Annotated in this window: 13 protein-coding genes; 12 read left to right on the forward strand and 1 reads right to left on the reverse strand. The window is 41.6% G+C overall.

Translation table 11 applies throughout. From position 1 onward, the window contains the following. Positions 1–11: 11 nt before the first annotated feature. The 3 genes from B4G94_RS21570 (at position 12) to B4G94_RS21580 (ending at position 4,049) form a co-directional block, all read left to right on the forward strand. A complete protein-coding gene (locus B4G94_RS21570) occupies positions 12–2,609 on the forward strand; it encodes a TonB-dependent receptor (protein WP_286861873.1) in 2,598 nt (865 codons plus the stop codon). A gap of 182 nt (positions 2,610–2,791) precedes the next feature. Next, the gene (locus B4G94_RS21575) at positions 2,792–3,340 is read left to right on the forward strand and encodes an RNA polymerase sigma factor (protein WP_286861874.1); all 549 of its coding nucleotides are present in this window, start codon (positions 2,792–2,794) and stop codon (positions 3,338–3,340) included. Further along, positions 3,330–4,049, forward strand: a complete 720-nt coding sequence (locus B4G94_RS21580; RefSeq protein WP_286861875.1) for a hypothetical protein — start codon at positions 3,330–3,332, stop codon at positions 4,047–4,049. Before B4G94_RS21575 ends, B4G94_RS21580 begins: the two co-directional genes overlap by 11 nt. Positions 4,050–4,144: 95 nt before the next feature. Here B4G94_RS21580 and B4G94_RS21585 read toward each other — a convergent pair whose 3' ends face one another. Beyond that, complete coding sequence (locus tag B4G94_RS21585; RefSeq protein ID WP_286861876.1) at positions 4,145–5,383, reverse strand: ROK family protein; 1,239 nt, start codon at positions 5,381–5,383, stop codon at positions 4,145–4,147. A 226-nt stretch (positions 5,384–5,609) separates the two neighbouring features. Here B4G94_RS21585 and B4G94_RS21590 point away from each other — a divergent pair, with 226 nt between their 5' ends. The 9 genes from B4G94_RS21590 (at position 5,610) to B4G94_RS21630 (ending at position 19,204) form a co-directional block, all read left to right on the forward strand. After that, the gene (locus B4G94_RS21590; protein WP_286861878.1) at positions 5,610–6,785 is read left to right on the forward strand and encodes an AGE family epimerase/isomerase; all 1,176 of its coding nucleotides are present in this window, start codon (positions 5,610–5,612) and stop codon (positions 6,783–6,785) included. Between the two features lie 31 nt (positions 6,786–6,816). Beyond that, on the forward strand, positions 6,817–8,010 hold the full coding sequence (locus tag B4G94_RS21595; protein ID WP_286861880.1) for a sugar MFS transporter: 1,194 nt from the start codon (positions 6,817–6,819) through the stop codon (positions 8,008–8,010). Positions 8,011–8,179: 169 nt separating this feature from the next. Next, complete coding sequence (locus tag B4G94_RS21600; protein ID WP_286861882.1) at positions 8,180–11,335, forward strand: SusC/RagA family TonB-linked outer membrane protein; 3,156 nt, start codon at positions 8,180–8,182, stop codon at positions 11,333–11,335. Positions 11,336–11,356: 21 nt separating this feature from the next. Beyond that, a complete protein-coding gene (locus B4G94_RS21605) occupies positions 11,357–13,300 on the forward strand; it encodes a RagB/SusD family nutrient uptake outer membrane protein (protein WP_286861884.1) in 1,944 nt (647 codons plus the stop codon). Between the two features lie 20 nt (positions 13,301–13,320). Then, the gene (locus tag B4G94_RS21610) at positions 13,321–14,526 is read left to right on the forward strand and encodes a DUF5000 domain-containing lipoprotein (RefSeq protein ID WP_286861885.1); all 1,206 of its coding nucleotides are present in this window, start codon (positions 13,321–13,323) and stop codon (positions 14,524–14,526) included. Positions 14,527–14,667: 141 nt separating this feature from the next. Further along, on the forward strand, positions 14,668–15,843 hold the full coding sequence (locus B4G94_RS21615) for a DUF4998 domain-containing protein (protein ID WP_286861886.1): 1,176 nt from the start codon (positions 14,668–14,670) through the stop codon (positions 15,841–15,843). Between the two features lie 17 nt (positions 15,844–15,860). Further along, positions 15,861–16,979, forward strand: a complete 1,119-nt coding sequence (locus B4G94_RS21620) for a DUF4855 domain-containing protein (RefSeq protein ID WP_286861888.1) — start codon at positions 15,861–15,863, stop codon at positions 16,977–16,979. 36 nt (positions 16,980–17,015) lie between these two features. After that, positions 17,016–18,098 carry a DUF4855 domain-containing protein gene (locus tag B4G94_RS21625; RefSeq protein WP_286861890.1) on the forward strand — a complete coding sequence of 361 codons (1,083 nt, stop codon included), beginning with the start codon at positions 17,016–17,018 and terminating at the stop codon, positions 18,096–18,098. Positions 18,099–18,106: 8 nt separating this feature from the next. After that, positions 18,107–19,204: a DUF4855 domain-containing protein gene (locus B4G94_RS21630; RefSeq protein WP_286861892.1), complete on the forward strand. Its 1,098-nt coding sequence runs from the start codon at positions 18,107–18,109 to the stop codon at positions 19,202–19,204. Position 19,205: the final 1 nt, after the last annotated feature.

The following is a 19,205-nucleotide window of genomic DNA, read 5'->3' on the forward strand; positions in this document are numbered from 1 at the left end:
TGAATAAATTTATGAAAAAAAATGCTATTTTTCGAATTAGCGTGATTTTTAGCTTGCTTTTGGCAGCGTCTTATCAGACTTATGCGCAAGTAGAAAATCCTAAACCTATTATAAATGCTTCATTAACAGGTACTGTCGTTGATGCGGTGACAAAAGAGCCTTTACAAGGTGTAACCGTGCAGCTTGAAGCCGTTACCCATCAGGTGAAGACCGATAGCAAGGGCGTATTCCAGTTTGTTACAGGGCAAAAACTACCTTTTACACTTATTGTATCAATTGTAGGTTATCAAACACGACGTGTTGTTGTAGACCAGTCGCCTACCCTGATCGAACTTACTCCACGATTGGAGGCATTAGACCAAGTGGTCGTGACTGCCCGTAGACGCAAAGAGCAATTGCAGGATGTCCCAATTCCTGTTTCTATTATTCGTGGGGCAGCACTGGAAGACGCCGGGGCTTTTAATGTCAATCGACTAAAAGAACTTGTTCCAACAGTACAGCTGTACTCTTCCAATGCACGTAATACAACTCTGAACATTCGGGGCCTCGGTTCGACTTACGGCCTGACCAATGATGGGATAGATCCGGGTGTTGGATTCTATCTTGACGGTGTCTATATTGCACGGCCTGCAGCAACTTGGCTGGACTTTATTGATATTGACCAGATCGAGGTATTGCGTGGCCCACAGGGGACACTTTTCGGCAAAAACACGACCGCAGGAGCCTTTAATATTACATCGCGGCTACCTCAATTTACACCTGAGGCTAATGTTGAAGTCAGCTATGGCAATCAGGGCTTTATTCAGGCAAAGACGTCGATCTCTGGACCTCTGGCTAAAAATCTAGCTGCCCGCGCTTCCTTTTCTGGCACACAACGGGATGGGAATCTTTTCAACGTTCACAGCAATCGAAAGATCAACGATATCAATAACCTCGGATTCAGGGGGCAATTGTTGTTTACACCAACGGAAAATATCAAACTTGTGCTCTCGGGTGACGTTTCTTCCCAAAAGCCGGATGGTTATGGTTGGGCAGTTGCCGGTGTTGTCAAAACTCAGCGGGCTGATTACCGGCAGTTTGATGCCATTATCAAAGATTTAGGCTATGAGTTGCCTTACAAAAGTGCATTTGAACGTAAGATAGACCTCGATACGCAATCCAAAGCGGACAATAAACTGGGCGGCGTAGCGCTGAATGCTGATGTCAAGATTGGTGAAGGTACTTTGACATCAACTTCAGCCTGGCGAAAATGGACCTGGGTGCCACTCAATGACCGGGATTATTTAGGCCTTCCTGTTTACACAGTTTCTGCCGGTAATTCTGTACATAACCAATGGTCGCAAGAATTTAGATATTCGGGCAAAATCAGCGAGAAAGTGAGTGGCGTGGTAGGCTTATTTGGTCTGTGGCAGGACCTTGGTACTGATCCTGTACATACTGAGGAAACGGGTTCAGCATTTTGGCGTTTTCAAAAAAGTTCGACAAGCGCCTTATGGGAAACTCCTGGACTATTTGACAACTTCGGTATCAAGACCGTTTACGGTATCAAAAGTACAAGCTTAGCCGCTTATACACAGATTGATTGGGAGGTGACTTCGAAACTTCATATCTTGCCGGGACTACGCTATAACTACGACAAAAAGAAAGCAAATTACGACAGACAGACTTATGGTGGGCTACAGACATCCGATCCGGCGCTGTTGGCTCTCAAGAACGGGGTCTATACCAACCAGACGTTTGATATAAACGCAGATGCAGATAATTTTTCTGGTCAGATTTCGGCAAAATACCGTTTCAATCCGAAGATCAATGCTTATGCTACTTATTCCATCAGCTATAAACCAATTGGAATCAATGTGGGGGGATTACCGACGGCAAATGGAGCGGTACTGTTGGATCTGGCGGAGGTAAAACCGGAAGCGGTACGCCACAAAGAGCTAGGGGTGAAGACCAATCCAACACGCAACTCGATCCTTAATCTATCCCTTTATCAAACCGATATCAAAGATTATCAAACACAGGTTCAAACACCCGAACCAGGTGTAAATCGCGGTTATTTGGCTAACGCCGAGAAAGTACGTGTCAAAGGTGTGGAATTGGATGGTAACATCAATATCGGGCACTTTCTGCGTTTAAATGGGGCACTGGCATATACCGATGCGAAATATGTGAAATTTACGAATGCACCCGTGCCATTGGAGGAGGTTGGTGGACCTCAGGCTTTCAAGGATATTTCAGGCGGAGTTCTTCCCGGAGTTTCCAAATGGTCCTGGTCTTTAGGTGGGGAAATCAATCAGAGTGGCAAATTGATTGGAATCAATGGATCCTACTTTTTAGGTGCTGATGTTTTCCACCGTTCTAAGTTTTCCTCAAGTTCATCCCCGTCTCAATACCTGAACATCGATGCTTATACACTGCTGAATGCAAGACTTGGTTTTAGAGGGTCAAATGGTGTTTCGGTTTTTGTGTGGAGCAGGAATCTGACAAATAAAGATTACTATGAGCAGTTGCTCGCTGCTCCGGGTAGTTATGGCCAATATGCTGGTGTCGTAGCCGATCCAAGAACCTATGGCGTAACGCTGCGCTACAATTGGAAACAGGGGAACTAAATAAATCCGTAATTCATAAATATATTTTCATTGACCGTCTCTAATGATTTAGGGACGGTTTTTTTGTGTCCAAAACAAGGGATAATGTCAATGGAAATTTATTGGCGATAATTCTTGGCTCATGCTTGCTTTATTTATGGAAAACCGTATCTTAATTCATCATTAAGGTGAAAGATTTGCGCATGAACGAAAAAGAGCTATTACAACATTATAAAACAACAGGAGATCTATCTGCGCTGGGGAAATTATATTCACCTTACATGTCTTTGCTTTATGGTGTATGCTTCAAGTACTTACAGGATCCTGATCGTAGCCAGGATGCTGTGATGCAGATTTTTGAAGAACTCATTCAGAAGCTGCGCCATTACGAAATTGACAATTTTAAAAGCTGGTTACATGTATACAGTAAGAATTACTGTTTGATGCAATTGCGCAAAGACAAGAGGACGACACAGGTGGATATTGAGGATAATTTGTTTGAGAGCGAGCAGAAACTCAATAGCAGTGAAGAGGCAAAATGGGAAGAACGGGATTTTGAAAGATTAGAAGGTTGCATGCAAACCTTAAACCAGGAACAGAAAGAATGTGTACGTTTGTTTTATCTGGAACAAAAGTGCTATAAAGATATCGCAGATTTAACCGGGTATGACCTGAATAAAGTCAAGAGTGCCATCCAGAATGGAAAACGCAATCTAAAAATCTGTATGGAAAGGAAAGAAAATGGAAAATAATTATCAATTATCGCGAATTCATAATTACATCCATGGCCTGATGAGTAAAGAGGAAATGTTTCAACTTGAAAAAGAAGCATTAGAAGATCCTTTTTTACAAGATGCCATAGATGGATATCGATTACAGAATGGTGTGGATGCTAGACAGTTAAGTTTGTTACAGCAAAGGCTTAACCGTCGGGTAGAGAATACAATAGCGACGAGACACGCACAATATTATACCTGGCAGCGTTTGGCTGTAGGTGCGGCCGCGGGAGTTTTGTTTGTTGTATTATTGGCGCTTCTATATTTTAAACATTTCAATGGTAAAGCAGAGCGGACTACAGATGTAACCTTAAGTGAACCGGAGAACCTAGTGACTATCGAGCCCTTGCTCGATGGCGGCGATGCGACTCCACTGGGAGGCTGGAAAGCATTTGAACACTATTTAAACAATCAGGTCAAGGATGCTGGAAAAGGAGGGGATATTATTGTCAATTTCATAATCAACAAGGATGGGCTACCTGATGAGATCCGCGCGGAGGGAACTCCGGGTCAGACTCTTGTCGAGGAGACCATAAGGCTTCTTCGGTCGGGTGTTAAATGGCAGGGAACAAAAGGTCGCCTGAAGATTACTTTTCCCCAGAAGGAATTAAAGAATTCCATCCAGTCAAATATCATCAAACCACCACATTGTTTTGGAATAGAAAAGAAGGATAGTCAATGGTAGGCTATCCTTTTTTCGTTTGGCAGTTTGAGTTATTTTATATTAAATAGAAGCACTGAAACCTGTTGGTGGATAAGATCAGGAAGAAACCGGTCATCCTAAGATAAATCCAGTAACCGGTTGCGCATCAATAAGCTCGAACCAATTAAACCAGCCTCTTCTCCCAGCGTAGAAATCTTAAATGAGGTGTCTGTATTGACCAGATTTAACGAAAACTTGTTGATCGAGGAAAGAATTGGTAGTAAGATAATAGATTCTGTTGTCGCTATTTTTCCGCCAAGAATTACAAGTTCTGGGTTAAATAGGTTCAACAGGATCGCAATTCCTTTTCCAATTTTTTCACCTGCTTTTGATAGTAGTTCAATGGCTAAAATATCGTCGTTTTTAGCAGCGTTTATAATGTGCTGTAATTTAATATCATCAATTGTATTGACTTTTTCCGTAATGGATGAAGAAATTCCCGCAGATAATGCTTCTTTCATTTGCTGTGTTAAGGCGACACCAGAAGCTTCTGTTTCCAGACACCCTTTTTTTCCGCAATGACAGATAATATCGTTATTTAAAAAAGGCATATGGCCAAATTCTCCCGCAAAACCTGATTTTCCTGAATAGAGGGCGCCATTGATAATAATCCCCATTCCAATACCATCATCCAGGTTGATAAAAAGGATATTCTTTTCGTTTTCAACAACACCTTTCGCGTATTCTCCGAAAGCCATTGCTCTGGTGTCGTTTTCAACATACCCTGGTACACCAAAACGTTGGGTCAATACGTCTCGAAGCGGAGTTTCATGAAAATTAAAATAACTATAACTATTTCCCGTAATATGATCTACCCGGCCGGTAATGTTTAATCCTATACTAATAATCTTATACTTGTCATTAGCGTGTTTTTCAATAAAAGTGTCAATATGGTTGCAGAGCAACTCGAAACAAGCTGGGGTATTTTGTAAATAAAAAGTAATATCCCGTTCAATATGAACAACCTCTTCGACGAAATTCACGATCGCAATATTAATATTATGCCGATTCACTTCCACAGATAGGAAATAAGCACAATTGGGATTCAGGCCATAGATATTCGGTTTTCTCCCTACGCCATTGAGTATCTTTCCATGGTCGATAACTAGACCCTCCGTGATCAATTCGTTAATGGTCTCATTGATCTTTGGAATGCTTGTCTTCGTTGCCTGAGATAATTCCGCAATGGTGCCTTTATTTTGAATAATTAGAAATGATAATATATCCCTTTTTAGCAATGATGTCTTATATAAAACAGCATTATTGGTAATCAAATCTGACTTTAGAGGAGAGAAAATATCAATAATCGATTTCATTCTGCACGTGTTATTTTTACAATTATAGTAATTAATCTATAGATATGCTATAATTAATATTCGTATTGCTGTAGAATGAGCTAATATGTTTTATATTTTTTTAACAAAAGTGTTTTTATTAAAATATTTTAATAAAAACACTTTTGTTAATTCTTTTTTTTATTAATTTGCTTTTCACATCGGGGACTTACTCCCTAAGATGGATGTAGAGGAATTATAAAGCATTATGAAAAAATATATAGACATTTATAGAGAATATCTGTTGGAAAACGTGGTGCCTTTCTGGCTTCAAAATTCGCCTGATACCGTAAATGGTGGTTTTTTTACCTGTTTGTTGCGTGACGGTCAGGTGTTTGACACCGATAAATTTGTTTGGCTTCAGGCGCGTGAAATATGGACTTTCGCGATGTTGTATAATGAAGTTTCACCCAAAAATGAATGGCTAGAGATGGCGGTACAGGGTGGGGAGTTTCTGATAGAACATGGGCGTAATCCTTTAGGGCACTGGTATTTTTCCTTGCAACGAGATGGAAAGCCATTGACTGAGGCGTATAGTATCTTTTCGGATTGCTTTGCTGCGATGGCATTTGCGCAGCTCCATAGAGCGACTGATATTGATGCTTATGCAGATATTGCTACCTCAACATTCAATCACATTTTAGAACGAAAAGATAATCCCAAAGGCCGGTTTTCCAAAGGGGTAGCTGGAACCCGTGATTTAAAAGGGTTTGCGCTACCGATGATTTTATGTAATCTGGTGCTCGAAATAGAACATCTATTGCCAAGGGAGGTCGTTGAGAAAGTTTTAGTGGAGGGTGTCAGCGAGGTAATGGATATATTTTATCAGAAGGATTTGAAACTCATTTTGGAGAACGTTTCACCGGAAGGTTCATTCATAGATTGTTTTGAAGGGCGACTAGTGAATCCTGGACATGGGCTGGAAGCGATGTGGTTTGTCATGGATATTGCACGCAGATGGAAAGATAAGGCACTTATTGATAAGTGTGTTGGGATCAGCTTGGATATATTGGAATATGGATGGGATGCGGAACATGGGGGGATTTTCTATTTTCGTGATATCAAAAATTTTCCACCTCAGCAATTGGAATGGGATCAGAAGCTTTGGTGGGTGCATTTGGAAGCATTAGTGGCTGTTTTTAAAGGCTACGAACTCAGTGGGGAACCACGTTGTCTGGAATGGGTGGAGCGATTGCATCTTTACATTTGGGATCATTTTGTTGATAAAGAATATGGGGAGATGTTTGGTTATCTTCAACGAAATGGTGACCCCTTGTCTTATGCAAAAGGAGGGAAATGGAAAGGTTTTTTTCATGTGCCGCGTGCACTCTTTCAATTGTGGAAAACAGCCGAACGGATCCAGATGAATAAAGAATATTTGTAAGAATTAGCCTGCTAACCAATTTATATTATTTATGAATAACCAACGATTATACCTAGGGGCGCTGATCTGTTTAGGCGTCCTTTACTTTATGATGGGATTTGTAACTGTATTGAACGATACATTGGTCCCCTATTTTAAACAGGGCTTTCATTTGAATTATGCACAATCTTCATTGGTGCAATTTTACTTTTACTTAACCTACGGATTAGTATCTATTCCTGCTGGGCAAATGCTAATGCGTATCGGCTATAAAAAAGGGATGATCGTTGGATTTCTTTTAGCTTCTGTTGGTGCAATGCTTTTTTTTCCTTCGGCCTTGCTCCATGAATATCATTTGTTTTTGTGTGCATTATTTGTTTTGGCAATAGGTGTTGTGCTATTACAGGTATCTGCAAATCCATACATTACAGCTTTGGGAACACCAGAAACGTCTGCGGCTAGATTGACATTGATTCAGGGTGTTGGTTCGCTTGGTACGACATTGGCGCCATTGTTTGGTGCGCATTTTATCCTGTCGAAGATTGAAGGAGCGGTCGATTCTTCGCAGGCTCTTGTTGTTCCCTACCTGATGATCGCTCTGGTGCTTCTGTTGATAGCCTTTGTAATATGGAGACTTAGGCTTCCCGAGGCTCAAACAATTGAGAGGCGGACCCGGCTTTCGTTAGGGGATACTTTACGGCTGTATCCCAAACTTAAATTCGGCATATTGGCATTGTTCCTTTATGTGGGAGGCGAAGTTGCCATCGGAACATTTCTAACAAATTATACTGCGGATAGATTAGGTATGTCGGAGTCCAGTGCAAATTATTTTGTCTCTTATTATTGGGGTGGGATGTTAATTGGAAGGCTGGCCGGAGCATTTTTTCTCCGTTATATTCAAGTCTCTAAACTGCTGATGATATTATCTGGACTCGGATGTGTTGCTGTTCTTTTCTCGATTTCGACTGTTGGATTATGGTCAGTATTATTTCTCGTAGGTTGTGGATTCTGTAATTCTGTGATGTTTGCTTCGATTTTTAGTCTGTCAATTGAGGGGATGGGTGAAAATGCTGGGCAGGCTTCTGGTATTTTGTCTACCGCAATTACTGGTGGGGCCATAGTTACCTATCTCCAAGGGAGCCTTAAAGATAGTTTAGGCTGGGAAGCGGCCTTTTTTATACCTGCGTTATGTTATCTAGGTATTTTCATCTATGCACGTTTTGTTCATAGACACCAGTCAAAGTAGATTTATTGATAAATTATTTTATTTCAACCCTTTTTTATTTTAATAAAAAACCTTTTTTTCTTTTTAATTTTTAAAAAAAATTAAAAAATACTTGATTGTTTAAAAAATATATCTTTTATTTGAGTAAACAAAAACCAATTATGCCTTTTCTAGGCAAACCGTTATGTATATGAATAAACCTGAAACAAATCAAACTGAAAAAGTTCTTTTTCAATACTTTGTGAAAACTGTTTGGGTATTGCTGTTCGTGATGTGGATAAGTGCTGTATGGGGACAAAGCAATCTCATCACGATCAAAGGGACGGTCAAGGACGGATCCACAGCACTGGCCGGGGTCAGTGTGAAGGTCAAGGAGAAAAATACTGTCGCCACGCAAACAAATGCCAATGGGCACTACAGTATTTCTGCACCAGCCAACGGACATTTAGTTTTTACCATTGTGGGGTATGAGAGTAAGGAAGTTGCGATCAATGGTGACGCAGAAATGAATGTTACACTCGAAATGAGTAGTGGGCAATTGGATGAGGTGGCAGTGGTTGCATTTGGGAAGCAACGTAAATCAACGATGGTTGGTGCTGTGACAACGATAAATCCGAAGGAACTCAAGGGACCTACAAGTAACCTGACCACGATGTTGGCGGGACGTGTAGCCGGCATGATCGCCTATCAGCGTAGCGGTGAGCCGGGTAGAGATAATGCTGATTTTTATATCCGCGGGGTTGGTACCTATGGTACGGGTAAAAAAGATCCGTTGATCTTAATCAACGGTATTGAGTCTAGCCCTTATGAATTTGCACGCATTCAACCTGATGATATTGCATCTTTTTCGATTCTGAAGGACGCTTCGGCAGCCGCTTTGTTTGGGGCGCGAGGCGCTAACGGCGTGGTATTGGTGACCACTAAGCAGGGGCATGATGGAAAGACCAAGTTTAACGTGCGTTACGAATCTTCTTTGTCTTCCAATTCCCGGAATTTCAAGTTCGCTGATAACATTACCTATATGGAAATGGCCAATGAGGCAAAGTTAACCAGAAAGCCCCAGGATGTTCCAGCCTATTCCGCTGAGAAAATCGAGCGAACAAGGTTGGGTATGGATCCCTTTCTATATCCAAGCAATGATTGGATGGATTTAATGGTAAAAGATAATACGTTGAACAGCCGTTTGAACTTTAATATTGGCGGCGGGGGAGCCAAAGCTGATTATTATGTGTCGGGCACAGCTAATGTAGATAATGGAATATTTAATACGTTGGAACTGAATGGATTTAATACGAATGTAAAGGCCCGGACTTTTGGACTTTTATCAGATTTTAGCTTGAGATTTACCCCCTCTACACGGGCGAAGTTCCGTCTGAGCGGTAACTTTAGTGATTATAATGGGCCTGTTTCAGGAGGCGGTGAGGTATTCAAAGCTATTCTAAAATCGAATCCTGTTATGTTTCCGGCTATATTCGATGCGAGCTATGATCCATTGAAAAAACATCCCTTGTTTGGAAATGCAAAAACGCCTAGTAATGGGTTATATTTTAATCCCTACGCTTCTATGCTGTCTGGTTACGAAACGAATAGTTCAGCCTATATGTTGGCTCAGATCGAGTTGAATCAAGACTTTAATTTTCTTTTACCGGGGCTGACGGCACGTATAATGGGGTACACCAAACGTAGATCGTATTTTGCTAAAGCTAGACAAAACAGTCCATTTTATTATTCAGCTATTATTGATCCCAATGAAGGCTTCCGTGGTCTCCGGTTATTAAACGAAGGTGAGGGAAGGGAGTATCTTGATTATAAGGAGTGGGGAAAAGATATCAATAGTTACAACTGGTTGGAGGCAGCGGTCAATTACAACAAGGTAGTGAATGAGAAGCACGATTTTGGTGCCATGTTGGTGGGCTATATGAGTGATTATGTGACGGGAAATGCTGGTAGTTTAATGGCATCGCTGCCCAAGCGAAATATTAGCTTGTCCGGACGGTTTACCTATGGTTATGACAGCCGTTATTTAATGGAGTTTAATTTTGGTTATAATGGTTCAGAGCGCTTCCATGAGAAAAATCGCTTTGGATTTTTCCCTTCCATAGGGGTGGCGTGGAACTTGAGTGAGGAACCGTTTTTAAAAGATTTTAAAGGGTCTGGTGGTAGAATTAAACTGCGTGGCTCTTATGGTCTTGTGGGAAATGATCAGATCGGGTATGATACGGATCGATTTTATTATATGTCGGATGTCAATATGAACAACGGCGACAGGGGATATACATTTGGGCAAAACTTTAGTGAAAGCAAATCCGGAATCAGTGTTAACCGCTATGCCAGTTATGACATCAGTTGGGAAAAGGCTTATAAAACCAACGTGGGGTTAGAGCTAGGGTTGTTTAAAAGTTTTAGTCTGGAATTGGACCTCTTTAAAGAACATCGTACCAATATTCTGCAGACCAGGGCACATATTCCGCTTACAATGGGCTTGTCTTCTACCCCACAGGCAAATCTGGCTGAGGTAAGGAGCCGGGGGCTTGATGCGACATTGGATTATACCAAATCTTTTATGAATAATAGTTTCTTAACCGTGAAGGGAACCTTTACCTATGCGACTAATAAAATTACACAATTTGAAGAAACAGACTATCCTACGGGGGTGCACCGCTCAATCATAGGTAATTCGACTTCCCAAACATTTGGATATGTGGCGGAGCGCTATTTTGTGGATGATCTCGAAGTTGCCAATTCGCCAAAGCAGTTTTGGTATACGAATTATCGGGCAGGAGATCTAAAGTATCACGATATCAATGGGGATGGGCGGATTTCAGACATGGATATGGTGCCTTTAGGTTATCCTACTGTACCGGAGATTATTTATGGGTTGAGTTTTACCTACGGTTACAAGGGGTTTGATATTAGTGCTTTAGCACAAGGCTCTGCTCGATCTTCCTTCTTTATTAGTGCAGGGGCTATCGCACCATTTCTTGGCTCATCGACACAGAATGGTTTGTTGCAGTCCATTGTGGATAGTCACTGGTCGGAAAGTAATCCAGACCTGTATGCATTCTATCCTCGATTGTCGCTTGATGGGATTGAGAACAACTACCATACTTCCAGTTGGTGGATGAGAGATGGGGCTTTTGTACGCTTAAAAACCTTGGAGCTGGGATACAATTTGCCTTCAAAACTACTGGATCGCTATCGGGTCTCTAATCTACGTGTGTATGCCAATGGGATGAATCTTTGGGCTTGGAGTAAGTTTAAACTTTGGGACGTAGAAATGGGAGGAAATGGCTTAGGTTATCCGGTACAGCGTGTATTCAATTTCGGAGTCCAAATAGGTTTTTAAATGACATTAATCGAAATAGAGATGAAAAAAAATATTTTTAAAACAAGGAGATATTTGGCCTTTAGGAAGCGGATCGCTCTCTGGGCGGTTGGTTTGTCTATGCCCCTGCTTTTAAATAGTTGCTTTAAGGATTATCTGGATATTATGCCCGATAACGTAGCGACAATTGAGCATGCCTTTGCGAATAAATACGAGGGAGAACGGTATTTGTACACCTGCTATTCTTGGTTGCCTCCAATCGATGGCCAGAGTATTTATTTTTTTGGCGCGGATGATGTGTGGACCTGGAGTTTCAATCATGAAAGCTACCAATGGCCATGGCAGATTGCATTAGGTATGCAAAATGTCGATAATCCTAATGTGAATGCTTGGAATGGGGATCGTTCGGGGTTTGATTTTTTTAAAGCGATCCGGGATTGCAATGTTTTTATCGAAAACACCTCCAATCCGACGATCATGTTGGATTTAGACACACAAATGCGTAAACGCTGGGTAGCTGAGGCAAAGTTCCTGAAAGCCTATTATCATTTTTTCCTGTTTAAAATGTATGGACCGATTCCGATCGTTGATACGAATTTCCCGATGGATGTGGATCTAGAGACAGTAAAGGTAAAACGTGAGCCTGTGGATAAGGTGATCGGCTATATTACAGCATTGCTTGATGAGGCTGCACCTGATCTGCCTGTATCTATTGATAAAATGGCCACAGAAGCAGGGCGCGTGACCAGAGTCGCAGCATTGATGCTGAAAGCAAGGGCATTAACTACAGCAGCCAGCCCACTTTTTAATGGTAATCCAGATTACGCGGGATTTAAAGATAAGGAAGGGCAGTTATTATTCCCGACTGCCTATGATGCAAACAAATGGAAATTGGCAGCTGATGCATGTTCAGAGGCGATTGATATCGCTGCGGGAGTAAAGCTACACAAATTTAATCCCGGTCTATTTGAGATGAGTGCGGAGACGTTAAAGCAGATGCACATACGATCGGCGATCACCGAAAAGTGGAACAGCGAGTTGATCTGGGGGAGGTCGGGAAAGGTCAATAGCCGGGGCATCCAGGAAAAGGCAGCCATCGATGAGATGGATCCACAATTCGGAAAACAGACCTATTCGGGTTCGTATTTTTCTGTTACTCTAAATATGGTCGAACGTTTTTATACCGAGAATGGGGTGCCTATTGACGAAGACAAGACTTGGGATTATGCAGGACGTTTTGAACTCAAAACCCCAATAGACAAAGATAAGTACCGGCTGGAAGTAGGTTATAAGACAGCAGCCATTAATTTTGATAGAGAGCCGAGATTTTATGGCAGCTTAGGCTTTGATGGTGGCCTGTGGTTGCAATCATCAAATAAAAGCGATAAAACACCATGGAAGATTCATGGAAAGCTTGGGCAACCTCAGGCCAAGCAAAGAGATATGTATTATAATGAGACTGGTTATTGGATCAAAAAATTTGTGGGCTGGATATTTACGCCAACGAGTCAATCGTTTACTACGGAAAATTACCCTTGGCCCGAGATGCGTCTAGCTGATCTTTATCTGCTCTATGCCGAATGTCTGAACGAAATCGGTAATGGAAATGATGCTATTTATTACTTAGATATCATCCGCGAACGCTCAGGATTGAAGGGAGTGAAAGAATCTTGGACCAATTATTCAACCCGTCCGAATAAGTTTGCGTCTAAAGATGGTCTACGTGAAATTATCCATCAGGAAAGAGAGATTGAATTGGCATTTGAAGGTTCCCGCCTCTGGGATCTGCGCCGCTGGAAAAAAGCAGAATTGTTCCAGAATCGCCCTGTCAAAGGCTGGAGTATTATGCAGAAGACAAACATAGAGTATTATCAGGCCCGTACCTTGCATCTCCAGCAGTTCATCGCACCACGAGATTATCTATGGCCTATTCAGACCAGTGAATTGCTGAAAAATAAGAATCTGGTACAAAATCCCGGATGGTAATCACATAAAAGTAGAAAAACATGAAAAAGATATTAATATTATTTTGCTTCATTGGAATGCTCTTCTACGGATGTCAAGAAGAGTTTAATACGCCTGTGCAGAAAGAAGGAGAGGTAAAGGGGCAGGTTACGGATGTCAAGATTACAGGAACACCGGGAGGAGCTGTTTTAACCTATAATCTACCAAAAGATTATAATCTGCAGTATATCATGGCAGAGGTGCCAACAGGAGATAGTCGGGGAGTAGCGTATTTTAAAGGCTCTGCCTATAATAATAAAATTGAGATAGAAGGCTTATCGGATGATAGTGAGCGCGTGGTTAAGATTTATGCGGTTAGCAAGGCCGAAATTAAGTCAGCGCCAGTAGAGGTTAAGGTAAAACCTCTATCGCCGCCATTTCAAGAGGTATTTAAAAGTCTGCAGTTTATGGCCGACTTCGGAGGGGTAAACATGAAATTTGATAATCCGACGGGAGCTGATTTGGGATTTCTATTGGAAGTTGAGCAGGGCGGGGAATGGAAGCTCTATCAAGGCGGATATTATACACAAATGAAAAAAGGAAACCATACGTTCAGGGGGATGGAAGCCGAGCCCATGAAGTTTGCATTATCTGTTCGTAACCGCTGGGGACACACCTCCGAAAAAAAATATTTCACATTGACTCCACTTTTCGAGAAAATGCTCGACAAAGGATTGTTTAAAGATCTGACGTTGCCCGGAGATTCCCCAGTTTACAATGATGTATGGAATATTGCTAAACGTTTTGCATGGGACGGCACCTGGTCTTCTGATTTTACTTTTCCGAATAACTATGGAAATTGGTTAAATGTAAGTACAAATGCGGTTAATGATGGTCAGCCAACACATATTACCATTGATCTCGGAGTTAAGGCCAAATTGAGCCGTTTTCGTGTTAATCATTACTATCGTTTCATCGATAAAGGTATGCGTAAGTATGAAATATGGGGACGGACAGATGCACCTAAAGACGGTAGTTGGGACGGCTGGGTGAAGATGATCGGTTATGAGCAGAAGAAACCCTCCGGTCTACCAGGCGAGTCGTATACTGCAGAGGATGCCGAAGTTTGGCTCGCAGGAGACAATGGCGATTTCTCTGCCGATTTACCCCCTGTACGATATATTCGGGTGAAGTGTTTCGAAAATTGGTCGGGTACAGCAAATCTGAATTTCGCAGAAATTACTTTTTGGGGTGATGACAAGTTTTAAATCCAATAGCTTTATCACAACCGAAAAAACAAACCGAGTGAACCGAACGATTGAGCTCACGAATACCTTAAAGTGCTAATTTAATGCGTAAACGAGCTCATTTATACCGATGAGGTTAACACTTATAAATAATTTATACAGATGAAAAAATTAATGTTAATATGCGGTTTAGCATTATTATGCTTGGCATGTAGCAAAATGGATGAGTATAAAGATCTCGTCGGCGGTAAAGAGCTTATTTATGCTGCCAAAGGGGATACTATCAAAATATTACCAGGAGCTGATCGCTTAAAGTTGACTTGGATGATAATGACTGATCCAAATATCACGAAGACGGTAATCTATATGAATAGCCGTAAAGATTCTGTCGTTATCCCTGTCAATCGAACGCCAGGTTTACAGAAGCTCGAATATCTCTTTGATCCGCTACCCGAGGGAAATTACAATTTTGAGTTGATCAACTATAATAGCTTAGGTAGTCCCTCGGTACCACAGTATATAACAGGGCGGAGTTATGGTGAAAAATATAGAGCTACCCTATTGAACCGGGTTTTGCTCAATCAGGAGATTCAGACAAATGAGTCTGTTCAACTGAAATGGGGGAAGTCGGATGTGCAAAGCTGCGGGGTAGATCTGGAATATACCAATGTAGAGAACAAGTTGGTCAAGGTAAGAATTGCTGCGGATGCTGAAGAAAATAATCTTCCCCAGTATAAAAAGGGAAGTTCTTACCGCTATCAAACTTTGTTTCTCCCGGACTCATTATGTATTGATACGTTTCGCACAGATTGGGTAGAACAGAAACCTTTGTTTGAAAAGCCGATGGATAAGGCCTTGTTTAAAGCCATGTCACTCCCCGGTGATGCACCCATGGTACCTGGCGACAATTATCGGATCGAGAATGCCTGGGACGGTGTATGGGCGACCCAATGGGGTGACTATGGAAATTGGAGAAGCTTGTCTTCTGATCTGAGAAGCAAGACTGTACCAGCTCGAGTTACATTTGATCTGGGCGAAGCGGTGCAACTGAGCCGATATAGAATCAATCATTATTGGCAATTAGAAAACCGGATGATGAAGCGCTACGAAATATATGGTCGTGCGGACAAGCCCATCGATGGTGATATGACTGGATGGACTAAACTGTATAGTTTTACCCGTACAGATGAAAGCCAAGCCGCATGGCTGGCCGGTGATAATGGATCATTTGATACGGGGTTGCCTAATGTACGTTATATCCGCATAGTATGTTATGAAAACTATTCGAACGAGACAGATATGGGCTTTGCGGAAATCACTTTCTGGAAGTATTACTAACAATGAAAACCATGAACATGATTAAAAATTTAAAAATCTTGGCTGTCCTTGGCATATTGACAGTGGGCATCATAAGTTGTAGTAAGGATAACGTGGTCGGACCTACAGGAGAGCCGAAGCCGGAAGTGAAAGAAGTAAAACTGCCTTCTGCCTCCCGTATTTCGGATATGGCATTAATTTATCACGGGGGATCCCAACGGATTGCCAATAATGACGAGCAGATGAAACATTATGTCTTTCGGGATAATGGTGGTAAGCCGGAGTTTTTGTTTGACAGTTTCCTTTTTCTGGAGATCACAACAACTTTAAACGGACAATTGTATGATTTTGGTGTAGAGGTGCCCTATGCTAAAGTACCGGGCAAAGCCGAATGGATATGGTTGTTGGACCAGACCTTTGCAGAAGGGAGAGGACCTGATGCTATTGAACATACGATAGACAGTTTAGTACAAAAGGGGTATGCTCCGCCTACAAAACGGAAAGTTATTTTCTCCATTCCTAATCCCATTTATGGGAATAAATCCTGGGGAATGATTGATAATAAAGCAATGGACATGTCAAAATTAGAGGATCGGTTTAAGGCCGCGCGTTGGTACGTCGAACAGGTTCAGGAACGATGGAAAAAGAAAAACTACAAATATATTGAGTTAGAGGGATATTATTGGGTTCATGAGACTATCGATAGCCATAACAAGGACGATGTGTTAATTAAGCAAGTGAGCGATCTGGTGAAAAGCGAGAAGAAGGATTTTGTATGGATTCCTTACAATTGGGCAGAAGGTGCCGAACGCTGGAAAGAAATCGGGTTTACGAGAGCTTATCAGCAACCGAATTACTTTTTTGATCTAAAATCAGAGCTATGGATTTTACAGCGCGGAATCGATTTTGCTAAAGAAAATGGCTTACAGCTGGAGTTTGAATTTGATGATAGGGTTTCGGAAGAAGGGTACCGCAAGCACTTTTACGACTATGTGGAGAAGTTTACAGAAAGTGGCGTGTGGGACAATCAGGAAGTAGCTTATTACGAAGGCGGTGGCGCTTGGTACAGACTGTCAATCAGTAAAAAAACGGAGATGATGAAAATGCTAAAGACATTGGGTGATATCATCGTGGAAAGACAGAAAAGGTTAAAGTAAACATAAACCGATTATAAAATAAAACTAAATTTTTAAATGAAATCTATCACCTATCTAATATGCTGTGCCTTTTTACTTTTTATAAATACGGGGTCGGCACAGACTAAGCACTCCAAAAAGAAGATTGCTACCGCCGAGAACGTTTCAGATTTAGCGTTGATCTATCATGGAGGAAACCATCGCCTTCGGTATTCTTCCGAGCAGATGAAACCTTATGTGTTTCGGGAGGTAGATGGAAAACCGCAGTATTTGTTTGACAGTTTTCTTTTTCTGGAAATCGTGACCAAGACAAATGGAAAAGAGTATGATTTTGGAGTAGAACTGTCCTATCGTTCGGTGCCGAATAAGACAGAATGGGATGCACTGTTAAAGGAGACGTTTGCGAAGGGTAGGGGGCCTGATGCTGTAGAACATATAATTGATAGCCTAGTGAGATTGGGGTACCCACCGCCTACAAAACGTAAAGTTTTCTTTGCACTGCCCAACCCTATATACGGCAATAAAAACTGGGGGAGTATTCATGGGAAGAAGCTGGATCTGGGATTGCTGGAGGATCGTTTCGCTGCTGCCAAGTGGTATGTGGATCAGATAGAGCATGTCTGGAAAAAGAAGAAATACAAATACATGGAATTGTGTGGTTTTTATTGGTTGCATGAGACCATTGACCACAAGAATCAGGATGATCAGCTGATCAGACAGGTGAGCAATTTCCTGAAAAAGAAAAAGCATGATCTGATATGGATTCCTTACAATTGGGCAGAAGGTGCCGAAGATTGGAAAAAAATCGGTTTTACCAAAGCCTATCAACAGCCCAATTACTACTTTGACCTGAAGTCAGGCCTTTGGATCCTGCAAAGAGGAATTGAATTTGCAAAGGAGCATGGATTGCAGCTGGAGTTTGAGTTTGATGAAAAAGTAGCTGAAGAAGGTTATAGAAAACACTTTTATGATTATGTCGAACAATTTCAGAATGGCGGGGTGTGGGATACGAAAGAAGTGGCCTATTACGAGGGTGGGGGAGCGTGGTATCGCTTGTCCATCAGTTCGGATCCAGAACTCAAGAAGATGTTTAAGTTATTGGGAGATATCATTGTCAAACGTCAATCTCGGTTGAAATAGGGAGAGTTATGAGAAAAATGATCTATCTTATTACAATATGTGCAGGATTAGTGTTGTCCTCAGCGATGATAACTGCGCCTAAAGTACCCTCTTCCAAAAAGATCGTTGATCTGGCTTTGATTTATCATGGCGGAGCGCAGCGCGTTCATTGGAATGCCGATGCATTGAAGCATTATGTTTATCGAAATAATGAAAAAAAGACGGAGTGGCTTTATGATGGTTTCTTATTCCTGGAGTTCTCGGCAAAAATTAATGGAGAACAAGTAGATTTCGAGTATAATAACGGGTTGCGAGGTGGCCGTGGTGCGACTAAGAAAGACTGGCAATGGCTATTGGAACGTACTTTCGCACCGAAAGAAGGACCTAAAGCTGTAGAATATATTTTAGATAGTCTGGCTAAAAGTAAAATCTTTCCTCCATTTAGACGTAAAGCTGTTTTTGCCCTTCCATTGCCAATTTTTGAACAACGCAATTGGGGCGAATTGTCTGGCAAATCGTTGGATTTTGCTGATGTGAAGGATAGGGCGCAGGCGATGATTTGGTATATCGATCAAGTACGTGAACATTGGCGAAAGAGCAATATAAAGCACCTGGATTTTGGCGGTTTTTATTGGACGCATGAAGCTGTTTTCGATAAGCACAAGGATAGAGAGCTGGTTAGGCTCGTAAAAGCCTATTTGGAGCAAATAAATGAACCATTAAGCTGGATACCCTATTATGGTGCTGAGAATTCTCCGTTCTGGAAAGAAGTTGGATTTGATGTTGCATATCAGCAGCCTAACTATTTTTTTGAAGTGAAGACGCCAATGGAAATCCTGACCGGAGCCATTAAGTTTGCACAGAACAATAAACTATCGCTTGAGATGGAGTACGACGGACGTATCGATCAACCGGAATTTAGGAAAAAATTCTATGAGTATCTGGAGAAATTTGATGATGCGAAGGCTTGGAATAAACTTCCTATTGCTTACTATGATGGGGATGGAGCTTGGTATCATATGTCGATGAGCAAGGATGCGGAAATGAAGAAGATGAAAAATACATTGGGAGATATCATCGTGAAGCGCCAATTAAATTATCAACATATAGCCAATACATGGGAATAAT

Origin of the sequence: Sphingobacterium sp. UBA7625 (assembly GCF_002484085.1) — a bacterium.
In the GTDB taxonomy this organism is placed as follows: Bacteria; Bacteroidota; Bacteroidia; order Sphingobacteriales; family Sphingobacteriaceae; genus Sphingobacterium; species Sphingobacterium athyrii.